This window comes from Pseudomaricurvus sp. (assembly GCF_965662505.1).
In the GTDB taxonomy this organism is placed as follows: domain Bacteria; phylum Pseudomonadota; class Gammaproteobacteria; order Pseudomonadales; family Cellvibrionaceae; genus Pseudomaricurvus.
The window spans coordinates 1-21,788 of sequence record NZ_CBFIHX010000020.1; the positions used below are offsets into that span (position 1 = coordinate 1).

Annotated in this window: 19 protein-coding genes; 14 read left to right on the plus strand and 5 right to left on the minus strand. The window is 50.2% G+C overall.

All coding sequences use genetic code 11. From position 1 onward, the window contains the following. Complete coding sequence (gene pgi, locus ACTG33_RS04475) at positions 1-1,596, plus strand: glucose-6-phosphate isomerase (RefSeq protein WP_439133989.1); 1,596 nt, start codon at positions 1-3, stop codon at positions 1,594-1,596. 333 nt (positions 1,597-1,929) lie between these two features. Further along, positions 1,930-2,178, plus strand: a complete 249-nt coding sequence (locus ACTG33_RS04480) for a hypothetical protein (protein ID WP_439133990.1) — start codon at positions 1,930-1,932, stop codon at positions 2,176-2,178. A gap of 32 nt (positions 2,179-2,210) precedes the next feature. On the opposite strand, the gene hexR is transcribed toward ACTG33_RS04480, so the two are convergent. After that, positions 2,211-3,056, minus strand: coding sequence for a transcriptional regulator HexR (hexR, locus tag ACTG33_RS04485; protein WP_439133991.1), 846 nt, complete (start codon positions 3,054-3,056; stop codon positions 2,211-2,213). Positions 3,057-3,528: 472 nt separating this feature from the next. Between hexR and zwf the strand changes: the two genes are divergently transcribed. The 6 genes from zwf to pyk all read left to right on the plus strand — a co-directional run bounded on the left by zwf (position 3,529) and on the right by pyk (position 11,217). Then, on the plus strand, positions 3,529-5,019 hold the full coding sequence (gene zwf, locus ACTG33_RS04490) for a glucose-6-phosphate dehydrogenase (protein ID WP_439133992.1): 1,491 nt from the start codon (positions 3,529-3,531) through the stop codon (positions 5,017-5,019). Positions 5,020-5,048: 29 nt separating this feature from the next. Next, a complete protein-coding gene (gene pgl, locus ACTG33_RS04495; protein WP_439133993.1) occupies positions 5,049-5,753 on the plus strand; it encodes a 6-phosphogluconolactonase in 705 nt (234 codons plus the stop codon). A gap of 47 nt (positions 5,754-5,800) precedes the next feature. Next, positions 5,801-7,651 carry a phosphogluconate dehydratase gene (edd, locus tag ACTG33_RS04500; protein ID WP_439133994.1) on the plus strand — a complete coding sequence of 617 codons (1,851 nt, stop codon included), beginning with the start codon at positions 5,801-5,803 and terminating at the stop codon, positions 7,649-7,651. 54 nt (positions 7,652-7,705) lie between these two features. Next, on the plus strand, positions 7,706-8,335 hold the full coding sequence (locus ACTG33_RS04505) for a bifunctional 4-hydroxy-2-oxoglutarate aldolase/2-dehydro-3-deoxy-phosphogluconate aldolase (protein WP_439133995.1): 630 nt from the start codon (positions 7,706-7,708) through the stop codon (positions 8,333-8,335). Positions 8,336-8,537: 202 nt separating this feature from the next. Continuing rightward, entirely contained in the window at positions 8,538-9,548 is a 1,011-nt protein-coding gene (gap, locus tag ACTG33_RS04510; protein WP_439133996.1) for a type I glyceraldehyde-3-phosphate dehydrogenase, read from the plus strand. Between the two features lie 223 nt (positions 9,549-9,771). Continuing rightward, the gene (gene pyk, locus ACTG33_RS04515; RefSeq protein ID WP_439133997.1) at positions 9,772-11,217 is read left to right on the plus strand and encodes a pyruvate kinase; all 1,446 of its coding nucleotides are present in this window, start codon (positions 9,772-9,774) and stop codon (positions 11,215-11,217) included. 372 nt (positions 11,218-11,589) lie between these two features. Here pyk and ACTG33_RS04520 read toward each other — a convergent pair whose 3' ends face one another. Continuing rightward, positions 11,590-12,159, minus strand: coding sequence for an outer membrane beta-barrel protein (locus ACTG33_RS04520; protein ID WP_439133998.1), 570 nt, complete (start codon positions 12,157-12,159; stop codon positions 11,590-11,592). Between the two features lie 233 nt (positions 12,160-12,392). Continuing rightward, positions 12,393-13,292, minus strand: coding sequence for an MmyB family transcriptional regulator (locus ACTG33_RS04525; RefSeq protein WP_439133999.1), 900 nt, complete (start codon positions 13,290-13,292; stop codon positions 12,393-12,395). Between the two features lie 105 nt (positions 13,293-13,397). Here ACTG33_RS04525 and ACTG33_RS04530 point away from each other — a divergent pair, with 105 nt between their 5' ends. Genes ACTG33_RS04530 through ACTG33_RS04540 form a run of 3 tightly spaced genes read left to right on the plus strand, consistent with a single transcriptional unit; the run spans position 13,398 to position 16,562 of the window. After that, positions 13,398-14,759: a glycosyltransferase family 4 protein gene (locus ACTG33_RS04530; RefSeq protein ID WP_439134000.1), complete on the plus strand. Its 1,362-nt coding sequence runs from the start codon at positions 13,398-13,400 to the stop codon at positions 14,757-14,759. Next, entirely contained in the window at positions 14,746-15,462 is a 717-nt protein-coding gene (locus ACTG33_RS04535; protein WP_439134001.1) for a class I SAM-dependent methyltransferase, read from the plus strand. The genes ACTG33_RS04530 and ACTG33_RS04535 overlap by 14 nt, the downstream gene beginning before the upstream one ends. Positions 15,463-15,485: 23 nt before the next feature. Further along, positions 15,486-16,562, plus strand: a complete 1,077-nt coding sequence (locus ACTG33_RS04540; RefSeq protein ID WP_439134002.1) for a prenyltransferase/squalene oxidase repeat-containing protein — start codon at positions 15,486-15,488, stop codon at positions 16,560-16,562. Between the two features lie 88 nt (positions 16,563-16,650). Here ACTG33_RS04540 and ACTG33_RS04545 read toward each other — a convergent pair whose 3' ends face one another. After that, on the minus strand, positions 16,651-17,274 hold the full coding sequence (locus ACTG33_RS04545; protein ID WP_439134003.1) for a class I SAM-dependent methyltransferase: 624 nt from the start codon (positions 17,272-17,274) through the stop codon (positions 16,651-16,653). A gap of 129 nt (positions 17,275-17,403) precedes the next feature. On the opposite strand from ACTG33_RS04545, the gene ACTG33_RS04550 reads away from it, so the two are divergent. Further along, positions 17,404-18,126, plus strand: coding sequence for an acyltransferase (locus ACTG33_RS04550; RefSeq protein WP_439134004.1), 723 nt, complete (start codon positions 17,404-17,406; stop codon positions 18,124-18,126). A 51-nt stretch (positions 18,127-18,177) separates the two neighbouring features. On the opposite strand, the gene ACTG33_RS04555 is transcribed toward ACTG33_RS04550, so the two are convergent. After that, the gene (locus ACTG33_RS04555; RefSeq protein ID WP_439134005.1) at positions 18,178-19,149 is read right to left on the minus strand and encodes a tRNA dihydrouridine synthase; all 972 of its coding nucleotides are present in this window, start codon (positions 19,147-19,149) and stop codon (positions 18,178-18,180) included. Between the two features lie 477 nt (positions 19,150-19,626). On the opposite strand from ACTG33_RS04555, the gene ACTG33_RS04560 reads away from it, so the two are divergent. Both ACTG33_RS04560 and oadA read left to right on the plus strand, forming a co-directional pair. Continuing rightward, positions 19,627-19,869: an OadG family protein gene (locus tag ACTG33_RS04560; RefSeq protein WP_439134006.1), complete on the plus strand. Its 243-nt coding sequence runs from the start codon at positions 19,627-19,629 to the stop codon at positions 19,867-19,869. 120 nt (positions 19,870-19,989) lie between these two features. Further along, positions 19,990-21,780 (plus strand): sodium-extruding oxaloacetate decarboxylase subunit alpha, encoded by a 1,791-nt coding sequence (gene oadA / locus ACTG33_RS04565; protein ID WP_439134007.1) that lies wholly within the window; start codon positions 19,990-19,992, stop codon positions 21,778-21,780. Positions 21,781-21,788 lie beyond the last annotated feature (8 nt).

Genomic DNA, 21,788 nt, shown 5'->3' on the forward strand with positions numbered 1-21,788 from the left:
ATTGCTCACGAGCAGGGGAGCGTCGATATTCGGGGAGCGTTTGACGCAGATCCGGAGCGCCTGGCCAGATTCAGTCGGCAAGCTGTCGGACTTACTCTGGACTTCTCCCGGCATTCAGTGACTCCAGAATCCTGGCGTGCTTTGCTGGCACTGGCTGGCGCGGCGAAGCTTCCCGAAGCCGTACAGCAGATGATGTCTGGTGAGGCGATTAATCATACTGAGGGTCGTAAAGTCCTGCATTGCGCTTTGCGCGGCGGTGCTGATCAGTCGTTGGCTGAAAACCAGCAGGTGCAGGAAGTGCGTGAGCGCATGGCGGCCTGTGTTCGCAGTGTGATGACGGGCGAGCGCACAGGGTATTCTGGAGAAGTCTTTACTGATGTGGTGAATATAGGTATCGGCGGTTCTGATCTTGGGCCTGCCATGGTCTGTGAGGCGCTGACACCTTACCGCCAACGGCTTAATGTGCATTTTGTGTCCAATGTGGATCCCTCTCATTTAGTGAATACGCTGAAGGGTCTGAATCCAGCCAGCACATTATTCGTGATTGCCTCCAAGACATTTACCACGCTGGAGACACTGGCTAACGCCACGGCGGCACAAACCTGGTTGCAGGAGGCCGCAGGACCTGATCATTCTCTGTCGAGCCATTTTGTGGCGGTCTCTTCCAATGTCGAGAAAGCAGAAGAGTTTGGGATTGACCGGGAATCCGTTTATCCCATGTGGGATTGGGTCGGCGGACGTTATTCCCTGTGGTCAGCCATTGGCCTGCCTATTGCCCTGGCAGTGGGGTGGGAGAATTTTGAGTCGCTGTGCGACGGCGCCGCGGCTATGGATCGGCATTTCGCCTCTGCCCCTCTCGAAGATAATTTACCGGTTATTTTGTCGCTGTTGGAAATCTGGTCGGTGAATATGCTGGGCGCTCAGAGTCACGCAGTTTTACCTTACGACCAAAACTTGTCCCAGTTGCCGGCCTTCCTGCAACAGTTGACCATGGAGAGTAACGGAAAACAGGTGGATCGTGCTGGCCGTAAACTGGAGAGAGCTTCGTGTCCGGTGGTGTGGGGTGCGGCGGGAACCAATGGGCAGCATTCGTTCCATCAACTGTTGCATCAGGGAACACAGGCGGTGCCCGTTGATTTTATTGTGCCGTTGCAAAGTCATAATCCGCTGGCTGATCAGCATACGCATCTGGTGACCAACTGTATGGCGCAGGCCAGAGCCTTGTTGTTCGGCAAGTCTCTGGAGCAGGCTTCGCAGGAATTGCGTGATGCGGGCCATTCGGAAGAAGAGATTGCCGAGCTGGCGCCACATAAGGTGTTGCCGGGCAATCGTCCCAGTTTGACGCTCTCTTATGACAAAACAACACCACACACTTTGGGTGCGTTGCTGGCTCTGTATGAGCACAAGGTGTTTGTTTCCAGCGTGATCTGGCAGTTGAACGCCTTTGATCAGTGGGGTGTCGAGCTGGGCAAGCAAATCGGTGTGGAAATTTACAGTGAAATCGAAAAGCGTCGTGCGGGCGAAGAGGGTGATGTTTCTTTCGATCCATCCACGGAAGCACTGCTGACGCAACTGCTGGATTCCGGTAAATATTGATGCACCTTGTATTCTGCACACCTTATTTAATTTGAGTTCTTGTCTCTGCACTTTTACATTTCGTAAAATTGTGGCTTATGGCGCTTCACTTGAAGCGCCTTTTTTTTGCTTTTCGTTTTTGGGTTCCCGTTTTTGCCTTTCAGTTTTTGGTTCTCATTTTCAGTTTCCGGTGCCTAATCTTCCCAGGTTTTGTGTGAACAGTACTGTTGAGTTGTTCTTGGTTTTTGGCGTGTGTCGGGCTTACACTGTGGTTCTAATAACGATTGCTCTAAAAGCTGGGTCTCTAAACCATAGAGCCGGTACGAGTCGAGTAGCCACAAGAGGAAGCAATGTATGAAAACAGAAGGTGATGGCGATTGCCCGTTTCAGTTCAATTTTGACGCGGACACATTCAAGGTAGGCGATACGGTGAGCTACCGGGTGCCTGAGAGCTTTGATGAGATGCCTTTTGTGGGGGTGTTGCTGGAGGTGGGCGATGATTATGTGGTGATTTCGCCTGATGATCCTACAGATCCCGATCGCAGAATGCGTGGGACTCGTGAAAGTCGCCCCGTCGTCAGCACTCAGGAGGCTGTCGGTTAGATTGTATTCAGGCGGAAAGAGTAACCTTTGCGTTATTTTCTCTCGGCCTTGGTGTAATCCAGGCTTTCTTTGATTTTTTTCAGGTGCTCATCAATCTCAGGGCTGCGTTGCAGTGCGAGGCCGGTCGCCAGAATATCCACAATCGTCAAAATCATGATTCGGGTGGTCATCGGTACATAAATGGTCGTGTCTTCCAGCTCGCTACCGGAGGTGATCACGATGTCACAGGCGGCCGCCAGAGGGGAGTTGGGTTCAGTAATAGCAATGAGCTTGGCACCGCTGTGCCTTGCGGTGTGGGCGGTTTCCACGGTGGCATGGGTGCGGCCGGTGAATGAAATAAACAGAATGACGCTGTCTTCGTCGGCTGCCGCAGCGGCCATGCGCTGTTTCAGGTTGTCTTCATAAGCAATGGTGGGGGTGCCCAGACGAAAGAGTTTGTGTTGTGCGTCCTGGGCGATGGATGAGCAGCCGCCCATACCAAAAATCTCAATCCTCTTGGCTTTATCGAGGGCGTCTACCGCGGCTTCGATGGTGCTGATGTCCAGTTCTTTACGCAAATACTCTAAAGCGCCCTGATTGGCACTGATGAGTTTGTTGACATAGGTGTCTGCATTGTCATCCACGGAGACTGAACGGGTCACGTATGAGGTGTTTTTCGCCAGACTCTGAGCCAATTGCACCTTGAATTCAGGGAAGCCTTTGCATCCCAGCCCCCGGCAAAGCCGAGAAATCATCGGGTCGCTGACTTCAGCTTTACGGGCAATCTCGGCCGTGGTGGCATGCACTGCGGCTTCCGGATCCGCGAGAATAACTTCCGCAATGCGTCGTTCGGACTTGCTCAGGTTTTCAAGCTCGTGTCTGAGGTGCGTCAATATCATCGTTGTTCCTAAGGATATTCGGAAAGGCAGTTATTCGAAAAAGCTATGAAAGCTTCTTAATAAAAGTGCAACTTTAACAGCAACCGATTTGCAGGCGAACCATTTTATTTAACTGAGTTAAATATATCCATTTAATTAAGTTAAATAAAATGCATTGTTTGGCGTGGTTTATGTGGGTATAATTTAACTTAATTAAATTTAGGGTTCCAGTCCAAAAGGGTGTGGCCATGAAGGCTATAGTTATAAAAAACAAGTTAAAAGAACCAGTTTAAAGAGCCAACACAAAGAACCTTAATTGAAGAGTGGTCGGGGTTGAAAAGTGATCAGACGATGCGCAGGCGTCGTGATTGGTTCACAGATTGCATCACCAGTCGAGTGTACAGGTATAAAAGCAGGGGAGTGACCTTTGAAAGTGCAGATAACAGCGCAAAATAACAGACTGGAAACCAGTAGTTGCGGGGGAGAGAAATAGATGACGCACGACTTTGATATGGTCATTTTTGGCGGTCTAGGTGACTTGTCGTTACGCAAGCTCTTGCCTGCCTTGTATCGCTCGGAAGTGTCAGGACACTTTCCTCAAGGGGCGCGGATCTTTTTAGTGTCCCGCAGAGTGGGGTCACGGGACGAGGAGTTGGCGCGCATTCACGAATGGCTGACCAATCAACTGAAATCTGGTGAATCTCCGGCATCTCACTGGCAGGTGTTTGAAGAGCGACTGCACTTATGTGATCTGGATGTGACAGAAAATGGAGAGGGATGGTCTCTGCTGGAAGGGCCATTGTCCGAGACCCCCGCTGACGGGAAGCTGCGTGACAGAGTCTTTTATCTGGCCATGCCACCCAGTTTGTACGGCACCATTTGTGAACAATTAAGTAAGCGAAACCTGATTCATGAGGCATCGCGAGTCGTTTTGGAGAAACCGCTGGGCTATGACCGCAGCACAGCCAACGACATCAACACCCAGGTGGGTCAATATTTTCCGGAAAACAGTATTTTCCGAATTGATCATTATCTGGGTAAAGAGACCGTTCAAAATTTGCTGGCGTTGCGATTTGCCAACATCATGTTTGAGCCCCTGTGGAATGGTAATTACATCGATCACGTGCAGATCAGTCTGTCGGAAGAGGTGGGGCTGGAAGGTCGTACCGCTTTTTACGATCAGGCGGGCGCCATGCGCGACATGATTCAAAACCACTTGCTGCAGTTGCTGTGTTTGGTGGCTATGGAGCCCCCTCATAAGTTGCAAGCCGACAACATTCGCACCGAGAAACTCAAGGTACTGCAGGCTTTACGACCTTTAACCGGTTACGAGGTTCAGAGCCACACGGTGAGAGGCCAGTACGTTGAAGGCATGATGAACGGCAAAGAGGTACCTGGATATCTGGATGAGCTGGGTAAAGATAGCCAGACTGAAACGTTTGTAGCGATCAAGGCGCACATCGATAACTGGCGTTGGAGTGGCGTACCGTTTTACTTCCGTACCGGTAAGCGTTTACGTCAGCGCTGTGCAGAAATTGTCATTCAGTTTAAATCCCTCACCCATAACGTGTTCGATGGCGCGTCCACCCATCTTGCCGCAAACCGTTTGGTTATTCGTTTGCAGCCCGACGAGGGCATTGAAATGATGGTAATGGCCAAAGAGTTGCATCAGCTGGATATGCGTTTACAACAAGTTCCTCTGAACCTGAACTTTGCGGATACCTTCGAAAATTTTCACAGCGATGCGTATCAGCGCTTGTTGTTAAATGTCATTGATAACGACTTGAGTTTGTTTGCTCACAGGGACGAGGCGGATCTGGCCTGGGCTTGGGTTGACCCCATTATCAACGCCTGGAACCAGTGTGGCACTCCTGTGCAGGCCTACGAGGCAGGCAGTTGGGGGCCGGATGCGGCTGCGGCACTTTTGCACAGTGACCGAAGAGCCTGGCACAACAATGGTGGCAGTAAGCGAACTCGAAAATGAAACGTAGCTGGAAAGGAAAAGAGTAGGAAATGATCAACGAATATCGCTTTGAGTCACGTGAGGCTTTATTAAATGCTTTGTACGATGACGTCATGACATGCCTCTCCAGTGACCTTCAGGAAAAGGGTCAAGCTACCGCGCTGCTGTCGGGTGGTTCCACGCCAGGACCATTATATGAGCGCTTGTCTCATGCCGATCTGGAGTGGAGTAATATTCATGTCGCTTTGGTGGATGAACGCTGGGTTGAACCGGATCATGCTGCCAGTAATGAAAAGCTGCTCAAAAACACTTTGTTGCAGAATAAAGCGGCAAGTGCTCAGTTTGCTGGTATGAAAAATGCTGCAAATACTCCTTTTGAAGGGCAGTCGGATTGCAACAGGCAGTACGATGTATTACCGGCTCCTTACAGCGTCTGTTTATTGGGCATGGGTGGCGATGGTCATACGGCATCGTTGTTTCCCCACGCAGAAGGGCTGACCGAAGCGCTGGACTCGCAACAATTGTGTGCAGGAATTCTAGCGAACAAGTCGGAAGTCACCGGTGACAATTTGGCGCGTATGACCATGACACCATTTGCGCTGTTGAAGTCCCGCAAAATCGTGCTGCTGATTACCGGTGATGACAAGTGGATTGTTTATCGTCAGGCCCGTGAAAACAGTGAGATTTTATCCACTCCCGTGAGTGTGTTCTTGCAGCAAAACGATGTAGATATTGATGTGTATTGGGCGCCGTAAGGCGCTAAACAATATCAGTTGTCGATGAATTGAAGAGGTGTATTCCAATGACCAAACTGCACGAAGTTCTGCAGCAGGTAACAGACACAATAATTGAACGCAGCCGATCCAGTCGCAGTGCTTACCTGAAGCGCGTGGATGCCGCAGTTCAAAAAGGGCCACATCGGGGCCAGTTGGCCTGCGGTAATTTGGCGCATGGTTTTGCTGCCTGTTCGACTGAGGAGAAAGCCGATCTCACGGCTGACGTAAAATCCAATATCGCCATCGTATCGTCGTATAACGATATGTTGTCGGCGCACCAACCCTTTAAACATGCGCCGGACCTGATTAAGGATGCCATCACGGAAGCGGGAGGCGTGGCTCAGTTTGCGGGTGGCGTTCCTGCAATGTGTGATGGCGTGACTCAGGGACAGCCGGGGATGGAATTATCTCTGTTCAGTCGTGATGTGATTGCCATGTCGACGGCTGTTTCGCTCAGTCACAATATGTTTGACGGTGCGTTGTATCTGGGCGTGTGTGACAAAATTGTTCCTGGACTGTTGATCGGCGCACTGACCTTTGGGCATCTTCCTGCCGTGTTCGTCCCGGCTGGCCCCATGACAACGGGGTTGTCGAACAAAGAAAAAGTTCGTATCCGTCAGTTGTACGCTGAGGGCAAAATTGGTCGTAATGAGCTGTTGGAAGCAGAATCGAAGTCTTATCATGGTCCGGGCACCTGCACCTTCTATGGGACAGCGAACAGCAACCAGATGATGGTTGAAATCATGGGATTGCACCTGCCGGGTAGCTCTTTCATTAATCCGTATACCCCATTGCGGGATGAGTTGACCAAAGCGGCAGCGAAGCAAATTCTCAAATTTACCGCGCAGGGTGAAGACTTTCGTCCTATTGGTCATGCGATTGATGAGAAAGCTATCGTGAATGCGATAGTGGGTTTGTTGGCCACGGGTGGTTCGACGAATCACACCATTCACCTGATCGCCATTGCCCGTGCCGCAGGCATCAAAATCAATTGGGATGATTTCGACGCGCTGTCGAAAGTGATTCCGTTGATGACCCGTATTTATCCAAATGGCCAGGCTGATATCAATCACTTTCAGGCCGCTGGAGGCATGGGTGTTCTGATTGATAAATTACTGCAGGCTGGTTTGCTGCACGCGGACATTATTACTGTTGGCGATGATCGCGGGTTGCAATACTACAACCGTGAGCCAGTTCTGCGCGATGGTTCTCTGGTGTGGCAAGACTCACCCGCTGAGCCACTGGATCGTGATGTGTTGAGAGGCAGCGACGAACCGTTTGATTCGACCGGCGGCCTGCATCTTCTTAAGGGGAATTTAGGGCGCGGTGTGATCAAAGTCTCTGCCGTTCAGCCTGAGCATCGCGTTGTTGAGGCTCCAGCGATTGTATTTGATGATCAGAATGATATTGTTGCCGCCTTCAAAGCCGGCAAGCTGGAAAAAGACTTCGTGGCTGTGTTGCGCTACCAAGGCCCCAAAGCCAATGGCATGCCTGAGCTGCATAAGCTGACACCCCCCTTGGGCGTCTTACAGGATCGTGGTTTTAAAGTAGCACTGGTGACCGACGGCCGTATGTCTGGCGCTTCCGGTAAAGTTCCCGCGGCTATTCATCTGACTCCTGAGTGTGCGGCGGGAGGTCCCTTGGCCAAAGTTCAGACCGGTGACATGATTCGCCTGGATGCCAACGCGGGCACCTTGGAAGTGGTTCTGGATCAACAGGTGTTGGATGCTCGTATTGCACTGGTTTCTTCAGAAGGCAGTCACCGTTTTGGTATGGGACGTGAATTATTTGGTGGGTTCCGCCAACAGGCTTCTTCTTCGGAATTGGGGGCCTGCACGTTGTTCAGTGAGTTTGATTTAGAAGACAGCAGTCAGTGACTGAGTGTCAGTGAAATTTGTAATTGAGACGATTTTAAAAGAGAGCTGAAATTTATGGCAGTTACCATTAAAGACATTATGGAAACATCACCGGTCGTACCGGTGATGGTGATTGATAACCTGGAAGACGCAGTGCCTTTGGCAAAAGCTTTGGTTGAAGGCGGCTTGAAAGTGCTGGAAATTACGTTGCGAACGGCTCCTGCTCTGGAAGCGATTGCGGCCATCAAAGAGTCTGTGCCTGACGCCATCGTCGGTGCGGGAACCATTATCAACACCGAAACTTTGCAGTCGGCTCTGGATGCCGGCTCCGAGTTTATTGTGACTCCAGGTACAACACCCGCCATTATTGATGCGGCACAAGCTGCTGGGATTCCTATTTTGCCTGGCGTTAATACCCCCAGCGAGGCCATGGTGTTGTTAGAGAAAGGCATTACTGCCATGAAATTCTTCCCGGCTGAAGCCGCTGGTGGCATTCCCATGCTGAAATCCATCGCCGGGCCATTGCCGCAGATTACTTTTTGTCCTACCGGCGGTGTTAACCCCAAGAATGCACCGAATTATTTGGCGCTGCCGAATGTGGCTTGTGTGGGTGGTTCCTGGATGGCTCCAGCTGAGATGGTCAAAGCCAAGAAGTGGGATGAGATTAAGCAGTTGGCGGCTGAAGCGGCTGCGCTTAACGGTTAATCAGTCACATTGATATTTAAGATCAATACGTAATTCAACATCTGACTGCGTAAGACAGTCTTTAAATTATAAGAGCCGGTATAACGGTTCACCCTAGGTTGTTTGGAAGGTGCTGGTCGGCAGTTTTCTGTCGACTGGCGCGATTCGGCAACAGTCCAAGGTGCATGAGACAAGTACTGTTAACTGGAATAGGGTGATTAATATGACAATTCGTGTAGCAATTAATGGGTATGGCCGTATAGGCCGCAATGTATTACGGGCTCTGTATGAATCTGACTATCGCAAGCAGATTCAGATTGTAGCCATCAACGATCTGGGTGATACCGAGTTTAATGCTCATCTGACCCGTTATGATTCTATTCACGGTCGCTTTCCTGGCGAAGTGGATGTAGATAACCACTCGCTGGTGGTCAACGGTGATGCGATCCAGACGTTCAGTGAGCGCGATCCTCACAATTTGCCGTGGTCGGATCTCGGTGTCGATGTGGTTTATGAGTGTACGGGGTTCTTCACCAGTCGCGACAAAGCCGCTGCGCACATTGAAGCCGGGGCGAAAAAGGTGATTATTTCGGCACCGGCCTCTGGTGTGGATGCAACGGTCGTCTATGGGGTAAATGACAATGTGCTGACTTCAGCCAGCCAAATCATTTCCAATGCCTCTTGCACCACTAACTGCTTGGCTCCGGTGGCCAAAGTGTTAAATGACACCATTGGTATCAAGCAGGGAGCGATGACGACCATTCACTCCTACACCAATGATCAAAAATTACACGACGTGTACCACAGTGATATTTATCGTGCGCGTTCAGCGACGCAATCGATGATTCCTACCAAGACCGGTGCGGCGCAAGCGGTAGGTCTGGTGTTACCGGAACTGGATGGCAAACTGGATGGCATGGCTGTACGGATTCCTACGGCGAATGTCTCGCTGGTGGATTTTCACTTTATTGCCAATCGCGAAACCTCTGTAGAAGAAGTCAACGCCACCATCGAAAAGGCGGCTTCCCACGCTCCGCTGAAAGGTATTCTGGCCTACAATACCGAGCCTTTGGTTTCCGTTGATTTTAATCATCAACCGGCATCCTCGACCTTTGACGCGACGCAAACCCGGGTGAACGGGAAAATGGTCAAAGTCATGGCCTGGTACGACAACGAATGGGGTTTTTCCAATCGATTGTTGGACAACACTCTGGCATTAATGCAGGCTAAGTAAGTGCCTCGCCAAATGCTGGATTAAGTTCTGGATTAAGTGCTGGAGCGGTTGATGAGTGTAACTGCTCGTTACAGTGAACAGTATTGAGATAGCGATGCGAGATGACTCGCAAAATCGCAGGAAGGCATAAAGAATTTATTGGTGCAGGAATAGTTCACGCTCACAGTCCCGCAGAGCACTGTGAGCTGATTCATTGTTATCTCTGATTAGGTAAGGATTCATTTTGATTAGACGTACCAAGATCGTTGCCACCCTGGGGCCGGCGACAGATTCGCCTGAAGTATTAGAGAAGTTGATTCACGCTGGCGTCAATGTTGTGCGCCTGAACTTTTCGCACGGTTCGCCAGAGGATCACAAAACGCGTGCACGCATGGTCAGGGAACTGGCTGACAAGCATCAGCGTACAGTTGCTGTGCTCGGGGACCTGCAAGGGCCTAAGATCCGGGTAGCCCGTTTCGCCGAAGGCCCCATCGAGTTGTCTCTGGGAGATGAATTTTTCCTCGATGCTTCTCTGGGGCGTGATGATGGCAACCATATGGAAGTGGGTATCGATTACCCTCAATTGCCCGAGGATGTGACCACCGGAGACCGCTTGCTACTGGATGATGGGCGAGTGGTGTTGGAAGTCACTGGGGTCAATGGCCCCCGTATTGCGACCAAGGTGGTTGTTGCAGGCAAGCTCTCTAATAACAAGGGCATCAACCGTGAAGGCGGTGGTTTGTCTGCTGACGCATTAACGGAAAAAGATTTTCGTGATATTGAACTGGCAGCTGAGCTGGAAGTGGATTATCTGGCGGTATCCTTTGTGCGCAGCGGCGCAGATTTGAATAAGGCCCGTGAGCTATTGCACAAAGCGGGTGGCGATGCAGGCCTGGTGGCAAAGGTTGAGCGTGCTGAAGCAGTATTGCCAGATGTGCTGGATGACATCATTAAAGCATCCGATGCGGTAATGGTCGCTCGTGGTGATTTGGGGGTCGAGATTGGTGACGCCGCTCTGGTGGCGGTACAAAAACGCATGATTATCCGTGCACAGGCACTGAACAAACCGGTCATTACCGCGACTCAGATGATGGAATCGATGATCGAAAGCCCATTGCCGACACGGGCTGAGGTATTCGATGTGGCGAATGCTGTGCTGGATGGTACCGATGCTGTGATGCTCAGCGCTGAAACTGCAGCGGGCAGCTTTCCGGTGGAAGCTGTGGAGGCAATGGATCGCGTGATTCGCGGGGCTGAAAAGCAACCGTCGGCGATGATTTCCAAGCACCGTCTGCATGAAAGCTTCGACAATATCGACGAAACCATTGCTTTGGCCGCGATGTATACGGCGAATCACCTGGAAGGGGTGAAGGCCATCATCAGCTTTACGGAAACAGGCCGCACGCCACTGTACATGACCCGAATAGACTCTGGCTTGTCGGTGTTCGCCTTTACCGACCATAAGCGTACCGAGAGCCGTCTGGCTATGTATCGCAGCGTGGTCCCGGTGACCTTTGATACCTCCAACTTCGCGCCGGAGCAGCTGAATCAGGCTGTGGTGGATGAACTGGTGCGACGTGAAGTCGTTGCTACCGGGGATCTCGTGATTATCTCCAAAGGGGATTTCCTGAATGTCCATGGTGGTACCAATACCATGAAGATCGTGCGGGTCGGTGATCAAATCCGGTAAGGGTCGGTTTTTGGCGTATAAGGTGTGCAAATTGTCGCTTAAATAGGCTACAATCCTGCCCGCTGAACAAGACCAATAAAAAAGCTCATCAATTGATGGGCTTTTTTGTGTCTGAAATTTGATGATGGGCCTGGTGCCGTTTGCGGGAGAGTTTAATGCGCAGAGTGATGAAGTTAGTCATTTTTAACCACCGGGTGGTGACTAAAGGCAAGATTGGCGGGCAGATGAACCTTGAAGGCCAGCGGTCCGGTGCTTATTGGTTCTAGTTTTTTCAGGTTAGTTTCGTCTTTTCGACGACAGCGCGGCACAAAAAAGCGAGGTATCTTCACCTCGCTTTTTTTATGAATATTTCTTTGGGGCTAGCGTTTCAGCTTAAAAAGTGTACGCCGCACCCACAGAGAAGTAGTCAATATCGCCATTTTCCAGATCAAACAGTTCGTATTCGGCTCGGATTGCGAAGGAGCCCAGCTGAAACTTGGCGCCGACTCCGTACATAGGGTCGGTACCTGAATCAGATTCGTCAAAGCTCAGTGCATCAATGTCATCATCCCAAGCGATTAGACCCGCCTTGCCAAAAACACCAACGGGGCCAAGGTTAAAGCCGACCAGCCCTGCAGCGGACCAGCCCGTGATATCAACATTGGCACCTTTGATATTGTTGATTTCACCGTTCTGAGAACCAAAATCAATATATGAACCTTCCACGGCCAAATCGAGAAAGGGAACCAGGCCGAAGTTATAGCCGACAAAGCCTTTGTAGGCAGTGTCATCATCATCAATTTCAAATTCAACATTCCCCAGCTCTGGAACATCGTCGGAATACTCAACGTCGGCCTGACCGACTGACCCGCCGATATAAAAACCGCTGTCTTTGCCAGCAAAAGCCGTTCCGGCAGAGCACGCCAGTGCCGCTGCAGACAGCAAAGTAAATAAGCGTTTCATACTTGTAGCCTCAAATAGTGCTTTATTTGTCATGTTATTAAGGTCTCATCACTGTGCGCTTTGGATGACCGCAGAACCTGAGTGAAGACATACCTTTAGTGAACATAGTCCTCTTTTATAAAACTGTCTATTGCTGGCATGATAATCATCTTAAAGGTGTGAGCTTGACGGATTTATCACGGCTTTTTGGGTAACTATAGTACGTTGTCCCAAGCAGATCCGCAGGGGCGTTATCAGGTCATCAAGTTGTAGGGCTCATGAAGCAGGGGATGATCCTGCACGGTCATGTTGGAGAAGCTCTCCCAAAACGTTTGAGTCGCTGTATTCAGAGGCAGGAATGAATGCAGCTGGAGCTCTCCGATAGCGGCGTTGCGCTCCGGCTCAATACCGGTCACCAGTGTACGGCTGGCAAAGGACGTATTGTGCTCTAAAGATTGATAGTGAATATCGTAAAGAGACAGGCTTTTCGCTCCCTTGGCTCGTTTGGCCCACTTCTCGGGCAATCCCGGATAGGCTTGAAGCCATGTGCTCAGTTCGGCCAGTTTCGGATTTCCGGTCAGCAGGTGCTGTTCCTTAATACGCAGCAGTAAAAAGCAGGCCAGATCTTCCCAATTGGTGATATGACGGCGCAACCCCTCCTCGGAGAAATAGAAATCCAGAAGATTGACCACAGGCTGCTTCAACCTGTCCTCTAGTCCGGCAAACTGAATCATGGCCAGCCAGCTGCGGTTGCAGAGTAAAATATCGCCTATGCTATTAAGAATTAATGCGGGGTAGGGGTCGTGCTTTGCCAGCATCATGCTCAGACTGTCTTTGAGCAGCTGGTTTTCTTCTGCATGCAGGTTTAAGGGCGAGGGATCGTGGATGAATCCAGCAGAAATCAGCAGTGTTCCTATATCTCGTTCGCCAAGTTTAAGAGCCTGCGCCAAACGCAGCACCATTTCTCGTGTGGGGTTGGAGCGCCCGGTTTCAAGAAAGCTGATATGGCGTGGGGCGGCCTCGACACTTGCAGCCAATTGAGCCTGAGAAAGCCCGACAGTCGTACGCCAAAAACGAATAAGCTGTCCAAATGCGTTATCAGAAGCTGTTTGGCTGATAGTAGACGTTTCCGTAGGTGGTTGTTTAAGCGACATGGTGTTCGGGATGCTTCCCTGTCAGGTAATTGCCGCTGATTATAGGCTGTGTCAGACTGTGGCTCAATTGTCACTTGATCGACTGAAGGATTGGGTCGTACTCCCATGACAGCACCAGAAAAATTACCAGAAAGCTTGTTGTTTAATGCTGAAAATCCTTTGAATATTTGTCTGCTGGGTTACCGCAGTCACCCATTCGTTGGGGGGCAGGGGGTTTACCTGAATTATCTGAGCAAGGCATTGGTGGAAATGGGGCATCGTGTCGATGTCATGTCCGGGCCACCTTATCCGCAACTTGACCCACGAGTCACCTTGATCAAAGTTCCCAGTCTGGATTTGTTCGAAGCTCCCAGCCATGTCACCGCATTACGCCCCAGGCATCTGACATCCTGGTCAGATTTCTTTGAATGGTGGTCCATGCTGACTGGCGGTTTTGCTGAGCCTTATACCTTCAGTCGGCGTGTTGCCAAATTGATGAAAAGTCGCGGAAAGCAATACGATATTGTCCACGATAATCAATGTCTGGGTTATGGTCTGCTGGAACTGCAAAAGCAGGGTATTCCCACGGTGGCGACGGTTCACCATCCAATTACCCGGGATCTGAAGTTAGCTTTGAAGGCGGCTCCCAACTGGCGACAACGGCTGTTGATTCGTCGCTGGCATTCTTTTCTACGTATGCAAAAGAAGGTTGTTCAACAGCTGGATCACATTGTGACGGTTTCTGAATGCTCCCAAAAAGACATCGCCGAAGCCTTTGACCGGCCGGTCAATACGATCAGTTTGATTCATAACGGTATCGATACCGATACCTTTCAGCCCAGAGCCCATATCAGTTCCATCCCGTATCGCATTATGACCACGGCCTCTGCGGATCAACCCTTAAAAGGGTTGCGCTATTTGTTGGAGGCTATTGCAGAACTAAAACCGAGTTTCCCTGACATTGAGTTACTGGTTGTCGGCAAGCTGAAAGAGGGCGGCCAAACTGAAAAACTCTTGGCATCTCTGGGGCTGAAAGAGAGTGTCCAGTTTGTATCGGGCATCAGCACAGAAGCACTGGTTGATCAATATGCGCAGGCCAGTGTGGTAGTGTCTCCGTCTTTGTATGAAGGCTTTGGCCTGCCGGCAGGCGAAGCTATGGCCTGTGGCTGTGCGGTGATTTCTTCCGATGGAGGTGCGTTGCCGGAAGTCGTCGGTGATGCAGGTCTGGTGGTTCCGGCTGGTAACAGTCGTGCCTTGGCGGACGCGCTGGAATCGGTTTTGTCTGATGAAGTATTACGCAAATCATTGCAAGTGAAAGGCCGCCAACGAATTCTGGAACAATTTTGCTGGAAAGTTGCCGCTCGGGAATTTACTCACTATTACCATCAAATCCTCGGTAGCGTATCGGCAGACAACTCGCCCTCTGGCTCCGTCGAGACGGTTGAGCCAATACATCCTGAAGGAGGGTTTGTTCGTGCAGACCATTGATTTTAATCGCCTTCAGCTACGCAGTGGCGATCGTATACTGGATGTGGGTTGTGGTGAAGGTCGCCATACTATCGGTGCCTATCTGACTGCGGATGTGGACGCCATCGGTGTGGATTTGAGTGAAAAAGATCTACAGACAGCAAGAGAGCGGTTTGCTGACTTTGAAGAGAAAAGTAATACCCGCAAGAGCCTAACATTCCAGCAAGCTGATGCTTTGTCTTTGCCTTTTGCGGACAACAGTTTTGATAAGGTGATTTGTTCGGAAGTGCTGGAGCACATCCCTGATTATCAAGGCGTGCTGTCGGAGATTAACAGGGTGTTGAAGCCCGATGGGCTGTTAGCGGTCAGTGTTCCTCGTGCCTGGCCTGAAGAAATCTGTTGGCGTTTGAGTAAGCCTTATCGTCAGGTGGAAGGCGGGCATATCCGGATTTTTAACGCGACGCATCTGCGTCACGACGTTGAAGATTTGGGCTGGAAGCGTTATTCGCGTCATTGGGCACATGCGCTGCATTCTCCCTTTTGGTGGTTAAAGTGCTGGCGATGGGATAAAGAAGATTCCAGATTGGTAAAGTGGTATCACTCTTTTTTAGTTTGGGATCTCATGGAACGCCCGAAATTAACGCGGGGTCTTGAGTGGCTGCTTAATCCAATAATGGGAAAAAGTGTGGTTATGTATTTTGAGCGGGGAAGTGACATTGATTAATCAGCACAAGGGCGGGTTGAATCATGGATAGCTTACTGCTCAGCAAGGGTATATTCCCGGAAACGTTTCTGCGCAAAACCGTTGAGTATATTTTATCGGCTCAGCGTGACGACGGTTGTATTCCATGGTTTAAAGGAGGCAAGGCCGATCCCTGGGATCATACCGAGGCAGCCATGGGGCTCAGTATTGCCGGGGAATATACAGCTGCCGAGAAAGCCTACGAATGGCTTCAACAGACTCAGTTGGACGATGGCAGCTGGTATGCAAATTATCAGGACGGTTTACCTCTTTATTGTGATAAGCGGGAAACCAATTTTATTGCCTATGTTGCTACGGGCGTGTGGCATCATTTTTTGATTACCTCCGATCGCAATTTCTTGGCTCGTTGCTGGGGTATGGTAGAAAAAGCCATTGAGTTTGTTTTACAGCATCAATCACCAACGGGTGAAATCTATTGGGCGATCAGTGAAGATGGGCAGCCTCTTAAGGATGCGCTGATTACCGGATGCTCCTCCATTTATAAAAGTCTGGAGTGTGCAGTCAATATTGCGGTTGTCCTGAAAAAAGATAAGCCACATTGGCGCAAGAGCTATACCCGACTGGGAAATACACTGCATCACCATCCCGAGTGTTTTGATCGAACCTGGGAGAGTAAAGAACGCTATTCCATGGATTGGTTTTACCCGATTTTGGCTGGTGTTTATAAAGGTAAGGCAGCCAGAGAGCGGATTCAGCAACGCTGGGACACCTTTGTTAAAAAAGATATGGGTTGCTTATGCGTCAGTGATGAACCCTGGGTCACAGTCGCGGAATCCTGTGAATTGACGATGGCCTTGTTGGCTGCTGGAGAACACGCGAAAGCCATTCGTTTATACGGTTGGTTGCACCAGTGGCGGGACGGTGATGGTGGATACTGGACCGGGTATCAGTATGTGGAAAATATCGTTTGGCCGGAGGAAAAGACCACCTGGACTGCTGGAGCAATACTGTTAGCTGCAGACGCGATTACTGAACACACGCCAGCGGCGAAACTGTTTCTGGAAAATCGATTAGTGTCTGAGCTTGAAGAGACTGCGGATTCTCGAGAAGTCAGAGCATAGCTGAATGGTGAGTCAGGTTGAGAGTCAGGTGTGAGCCAGATGGTGAACCGGAGAGTGTCACCTCCAGATCACCATAAGGTCGGGTGAGTTATTTGCGGCGAAATAAACCCAGAGTGTTTACCGTAGGAAGCTCTTCAAACAGACCAGAGGCCTTGGCCAGTTTCCAAATATTATAGGGAGCCTGACCGCCGTCTTCAGGGTTGGGGAAGATGTCATGGATGGCCAGTATGCCCCCTGGCTTGATGAACGTTGACCAGCAGCGATAGTCCGTTTGTGCCGCTTCTTCACTGTGACCACCATCAATAAAAACCATCCCCAGTGGGGTGGCCCAATGACGGGATGCGACAGAGGATGACGAAACGATGGGGACAACCGTATCGTCCAGTTGGGCTTTACGCATGGTCGTTCGAAAGGTTTTAAAACTGTCCATCAGTTCAATGCTGTTGTCATACAGATCCGGGTCGTGATATTCCTCACCCAGTTGATGTTCCTCCGAGCCGCGGTGGTGATCCAGAGCATACAGTATGCTGTTGTTTTGTTGGCAGGCAGTCGCGAAGTAGACGGTTGATTTACCGCAATAGCTGCCAATTTCCAGGCACGGCCCCAGTCTGGAGGCTTCCAGTGCGTATTGATAAAGCGCCAGGCCTTCGTCGGCAGCGAGAAAACCTTTGACTGTATTAATGTCGATGGGAAGCGTTAATTCTGAGGACATGTTCTGACTCGTATGTTTTTAGATGTAAGGCCACGGTTGGCGCCATAAAGATGTCGACATTAGCGAGAGCTTAATAAAATAACAAGGTTTAACTGTTGAAAAACCTTCATAAAATAAAGGAAATTGGGTTTGCGTCGTAACCATAGTCCATACGCGGTTAAGAAGATGAAAGGCTTGTGGAATGATTTTCTGGTCAAACATTTTTTTGTGAAGAATTTTGATCAGTTAGGGCGGCATCCCATGGTGGTTCAGCCTCTTTCTGCGGAAATATTTGGTCGAAATATTGAAGTTGGTGATTATCTTCATCTGATCAGTTCAAAAGACAATCCGGTACGCTTAACCACCTGGAGTGGTAAAGGCATGGATGGAAAAATCACTGTGGGTAACTATTGTTTGATGTCTCCTGGTACGACGATAACCGCCGCCGACAGTATTACGATTGGTGATAATTGTATGTTTGCTGCGAGTTGTTACATTGCGGATAGTGACTGGCACGGTATTTATAATCGGTTGAGACCTTTCCGGTGTACGAAACCTATCGTTTTAAAAAATAACGTCTGGATTGGTCATGGGGCAAAGGTCAGTAAGGGCGTCACCATCGGTGAAAATAGCGTCGTAGCGGCCGGCGCGATAGTGGTTAAAGATGTACCGGATAATGTGGTTGTCGGAGGTAACCCTGCAAAAGTGATTAAAACCATTAACCCCAACCGACGGATGTTAAAGCGTGAGCGTTTGTTTGAGGATGGTGAGTTCTATTTGCAAAACCAAAAAGATCTCGACCGTTATGTTCTGACCGGAAATACCTGGTGGGGTTGGTTGCGGGCAATGCTGTTTCCAACACGAAATGACTGATCTCAAAAGTTCACAGTATTTTGTGTTCTGCTGCAATTGATGTGACTTGTCTTAGCCTTCCAGTTGTCTCTTAAACGCTGCCTCAATATCTTCAGCGAGCCGCAGTCGTTTAATGCTGTGAAAGAAATCGTCGGCGGCGGGGTATTGAAGGCGCATGTAAGACAGCCATTGCTTAATGCGATTGCCGAGAAATTTGTGAGGGTAAAGGTCTTTGGTGATCTGATAATAGGCAAATAGCATGTTGGCTACCTGAGGCCAGCTCATTGTCTGGTCATCTGAGCATCCAGAATCGAGAGACAGGTGTTCGTTGCGAATGGCCAACGCCAAATCGGGTCGGGCTAGCAGGCCTCGTCCAAGCATGAAGTCTTCACAGCCCGATTGTTCCCGACAGCGGCGCCAATCTTCCACGCTCCATATCTCGCCATTGGCGATCACCGGGATAGAAATTTCATCTTTGATGCGCCCAACATAGTCCCAGTAAGCGGGTGGTTTGTAACCATCCGCTTTGGAACGGGCGTGAACCGTCAGTTCATTGGCCCCTGCATCGCAGATGGCTCGGGCGTTATCCAGGTAGGCACTGCGGTCTTCAAAGCCCAGTCGAATTTTGGCGCTGACAGGGATTTGCTCGGGGACAGCTGAACGTACGGCGTGGACAATGGCATAAACCCGATCCGGTTCCCGCAGCAGACTGGCTCCGCCATCACTGTTATTGACCGTTTTGGCAGGACAGCCAAAGTTTAGGTCAATGGCTGTTGCCCCAGTCTGGACGGCTTTAACGGCATTGTTTGCCAGCGCTTCCGGATTGCCACCCAGCAATTGCAAGCGCACAGGGGTTCCCGAGGGGGTGAGGCATCCGGCAGCCAGTTCTGGGCACAGCTTGTGAAATACCCGTTCAGGAAGAGTTTGTGCTCCGCTGACCCGCACAAATTCAGTGACACACACGTCAATTCCGCCGATAGCGGTCAGGATATCCCTGACGTGATGATCAACAACACCCTCCATTGGGGCAAGAAACAGTCGCATAAGCCGATTTGAAACCTGAATTTTGGGGGTCAATGATAAAACTGAGCGAATATGGTCCGCTGAAGTGATGGATTAAGCACGATTAAATGTGGGGTATCTGATAAAATTGCACTTCGAATTTGTATTTTAGCTGTCCGCGGGGTCGGAACCAAGCGATTCTACCTCAGCCATTGGCGGTAGATATTGGTAGGAACCGGGAAGATGGCCATAATTAGGTTATGCGATATAGCGCGCTTACAGGCTAAAAGTCTGAGTCTGGCTAATCTCATAATTCAGCAAAGTACGTAATTCACCCCAGTACTAATTCAGCAAAGTGCTTAGTTCAACCCAGTACACAGTTCAACCAAGTACCTAGTTCAACCCAGTACTTAGTTCAACCCAGTACTTGGTATAATCAGTTTAACGACGGAGATTTACCTGAAGCGCGGCGGCAGGATAGGTTTTCGCAACAGCTAACGGGTAATGGATACCTTTATCATGCAAGAAAGTATTATCCAGCAGGGTGTTGACCTGCTGATTTTCGGAATGGGAACCGTGTTTGTGTTCCTGACGGTTTTGGTTATCGCGACTTTGGGAATGTCGACGTTTATACGGCGTTTCTTTCCTGATGCGGTGGTTCCAGAAACCAAGCCGGCACCGGCAACATCTCCTAGTGCGGTTGATCCCAAACATTTGGCGATCATCAAAGCAGCTATCGAGCAGCACCGCAGCAAGCAGTAGCTTTCTGAGTTACAGCGCTCGTGGAGCTTAAGCTCCCCCAGGTTAAAGTGAGTGATGCGACCACTGTACCTGGCCTTTGTAAGACACTCTTTCTGACAGTTATAAATCAAGGATCTTCTCATGAGTGAGAACCACAAGCCCCTAGGCATTACCGATGTTGTATTGAGGGATGCACATCAATCTCTGTTTGCGACTCGCATGCGACTCGACGACATGTTACCAATTGCTCAAAAATTAGACGATATAGGCTTTTGGTCATTGGAAACCTGGGGAGGAGCCACGTTTGACGCGTGTATCCGTTATCTGGGTGAGGATCCATGGGAACGCATTCGCGAGCTCAAGAAAGCGATGCCCAAGACCCCGATGCAAATGCTGTTTCGCGGTCAGAATATTCTGGGTTACCGTCATTATGCCGACGATGTGGTTGAAAAGTTTGTTGAGCGTTGTGCCGTCAACGGCGTAGATGTTTTCCGCGTGTTTGACGCCATGAACGACATGCGCAACATCGAAACCGCGTTAAAAGCCGTTAAGAAGCAAGGCAAGCACGCTCAGGGCACCATCGCCTACACGCTGAGTCCAGTTCATGATGTGGACATGTGGGTAGAGCAGGGCAAGCGTATCGAAGATATGGGTGCCGATTCGATCGCCATCAAGGATATGGCAGGTTTGTTAAAGCCTTATGTCGGTTATGAGCTGGTTTCCCGTCTCAAGGCCAGCTGTGATATTCCGATCCACATGCAGTGTCACGCCACCACCGGATTGTCTACAGCGACTGCTCTGAAATGTATTGAGGCGGGCATCGACAATATCGACACCGCCATTTCTTCCATGTCCATGACCTACGGTCACAGCCCCACGGAATCCGTCGTGGCTATTTTGCAGGATACCGATCGCGATACCGGTCTGAATCTGGAAAAACTGGAAGAAATTGCCAATTATTTCCGCGAAGTGCGCAAAAAGTACTCTAAGTTCGAGGGTTCCCTCAAAGGTATTGATGGCCGGATCCTGTCCGCACAGGTACCGGGTGGCATGTTGACCAATATGGAAAACCAGCTGCGGGATCAGGGTGCAGAAGATAAGTTTGGTGAGGTTCTGGCGGAGATTCCAAGGGTTCGTGAGGATCTGGGTTTTATCCCTCTGGTCACGCCAACCTCTCAAATTGTCGGAACCCAGGCGGTTCTGAACGTACTCACCGGCGAGCGTTTCAAGTCTATTTCAAAAGAAACCCAAGGTATTCTGAAGGGCGAATACGGCGCTGCACCAGCTCCTTACAATAAAGAGCTGCAGACACGAGTTCTGGATGGTGCGGAAGAAATTACCTGTCGCCCAGCAGACCTGTTAGAACCGGAAATGGATAAGCTGACGGCCGAGCTGGAAGAGTTGGCTCAAGAAAAGAATATCAAGCTGGCCGAGGGTGAGCGTGAAATAGACGATGTTCTGACCTACGCACTGTTCCCGCAGGTAGGCTTGAAGTTCCTGGCAAATCGCAACAATCCAGAGGCTTTTGAAGCGGCTCCCACCGGGAAAGAGAGTTCTGTTGTCACTAACGACGCCGGCGAAGAGATCTATACCGTTGAGGTCGAGGGTGTTTCTTACACTGTGACCGTGTCCAGTGGTGGTGATTTAACCGGTATTGTTCCTGTATCGGGTGCCGGTGAAAGCAGTTCGCCAGCGGCAACGGGTGCAGCCCCAACCGGCGGCGAGCCACTGCCAGCGCCTTTGGCGGGTAATATCGTCAAGATTCACGCAGCACCGGGCCAAGCCGTTCAGAATGGTGATCTACTGCTGGTTTTAGAGGCGATGAAAATGGAAACCGAAGTTCGGGCATCCAGAGCGGGAACCATCGGTACCGTGAATATCAAAGAGGGCGACTCAGTCGCTGTTGGCGATACTTTACTGACCATTGCTTAAGTCCAGGA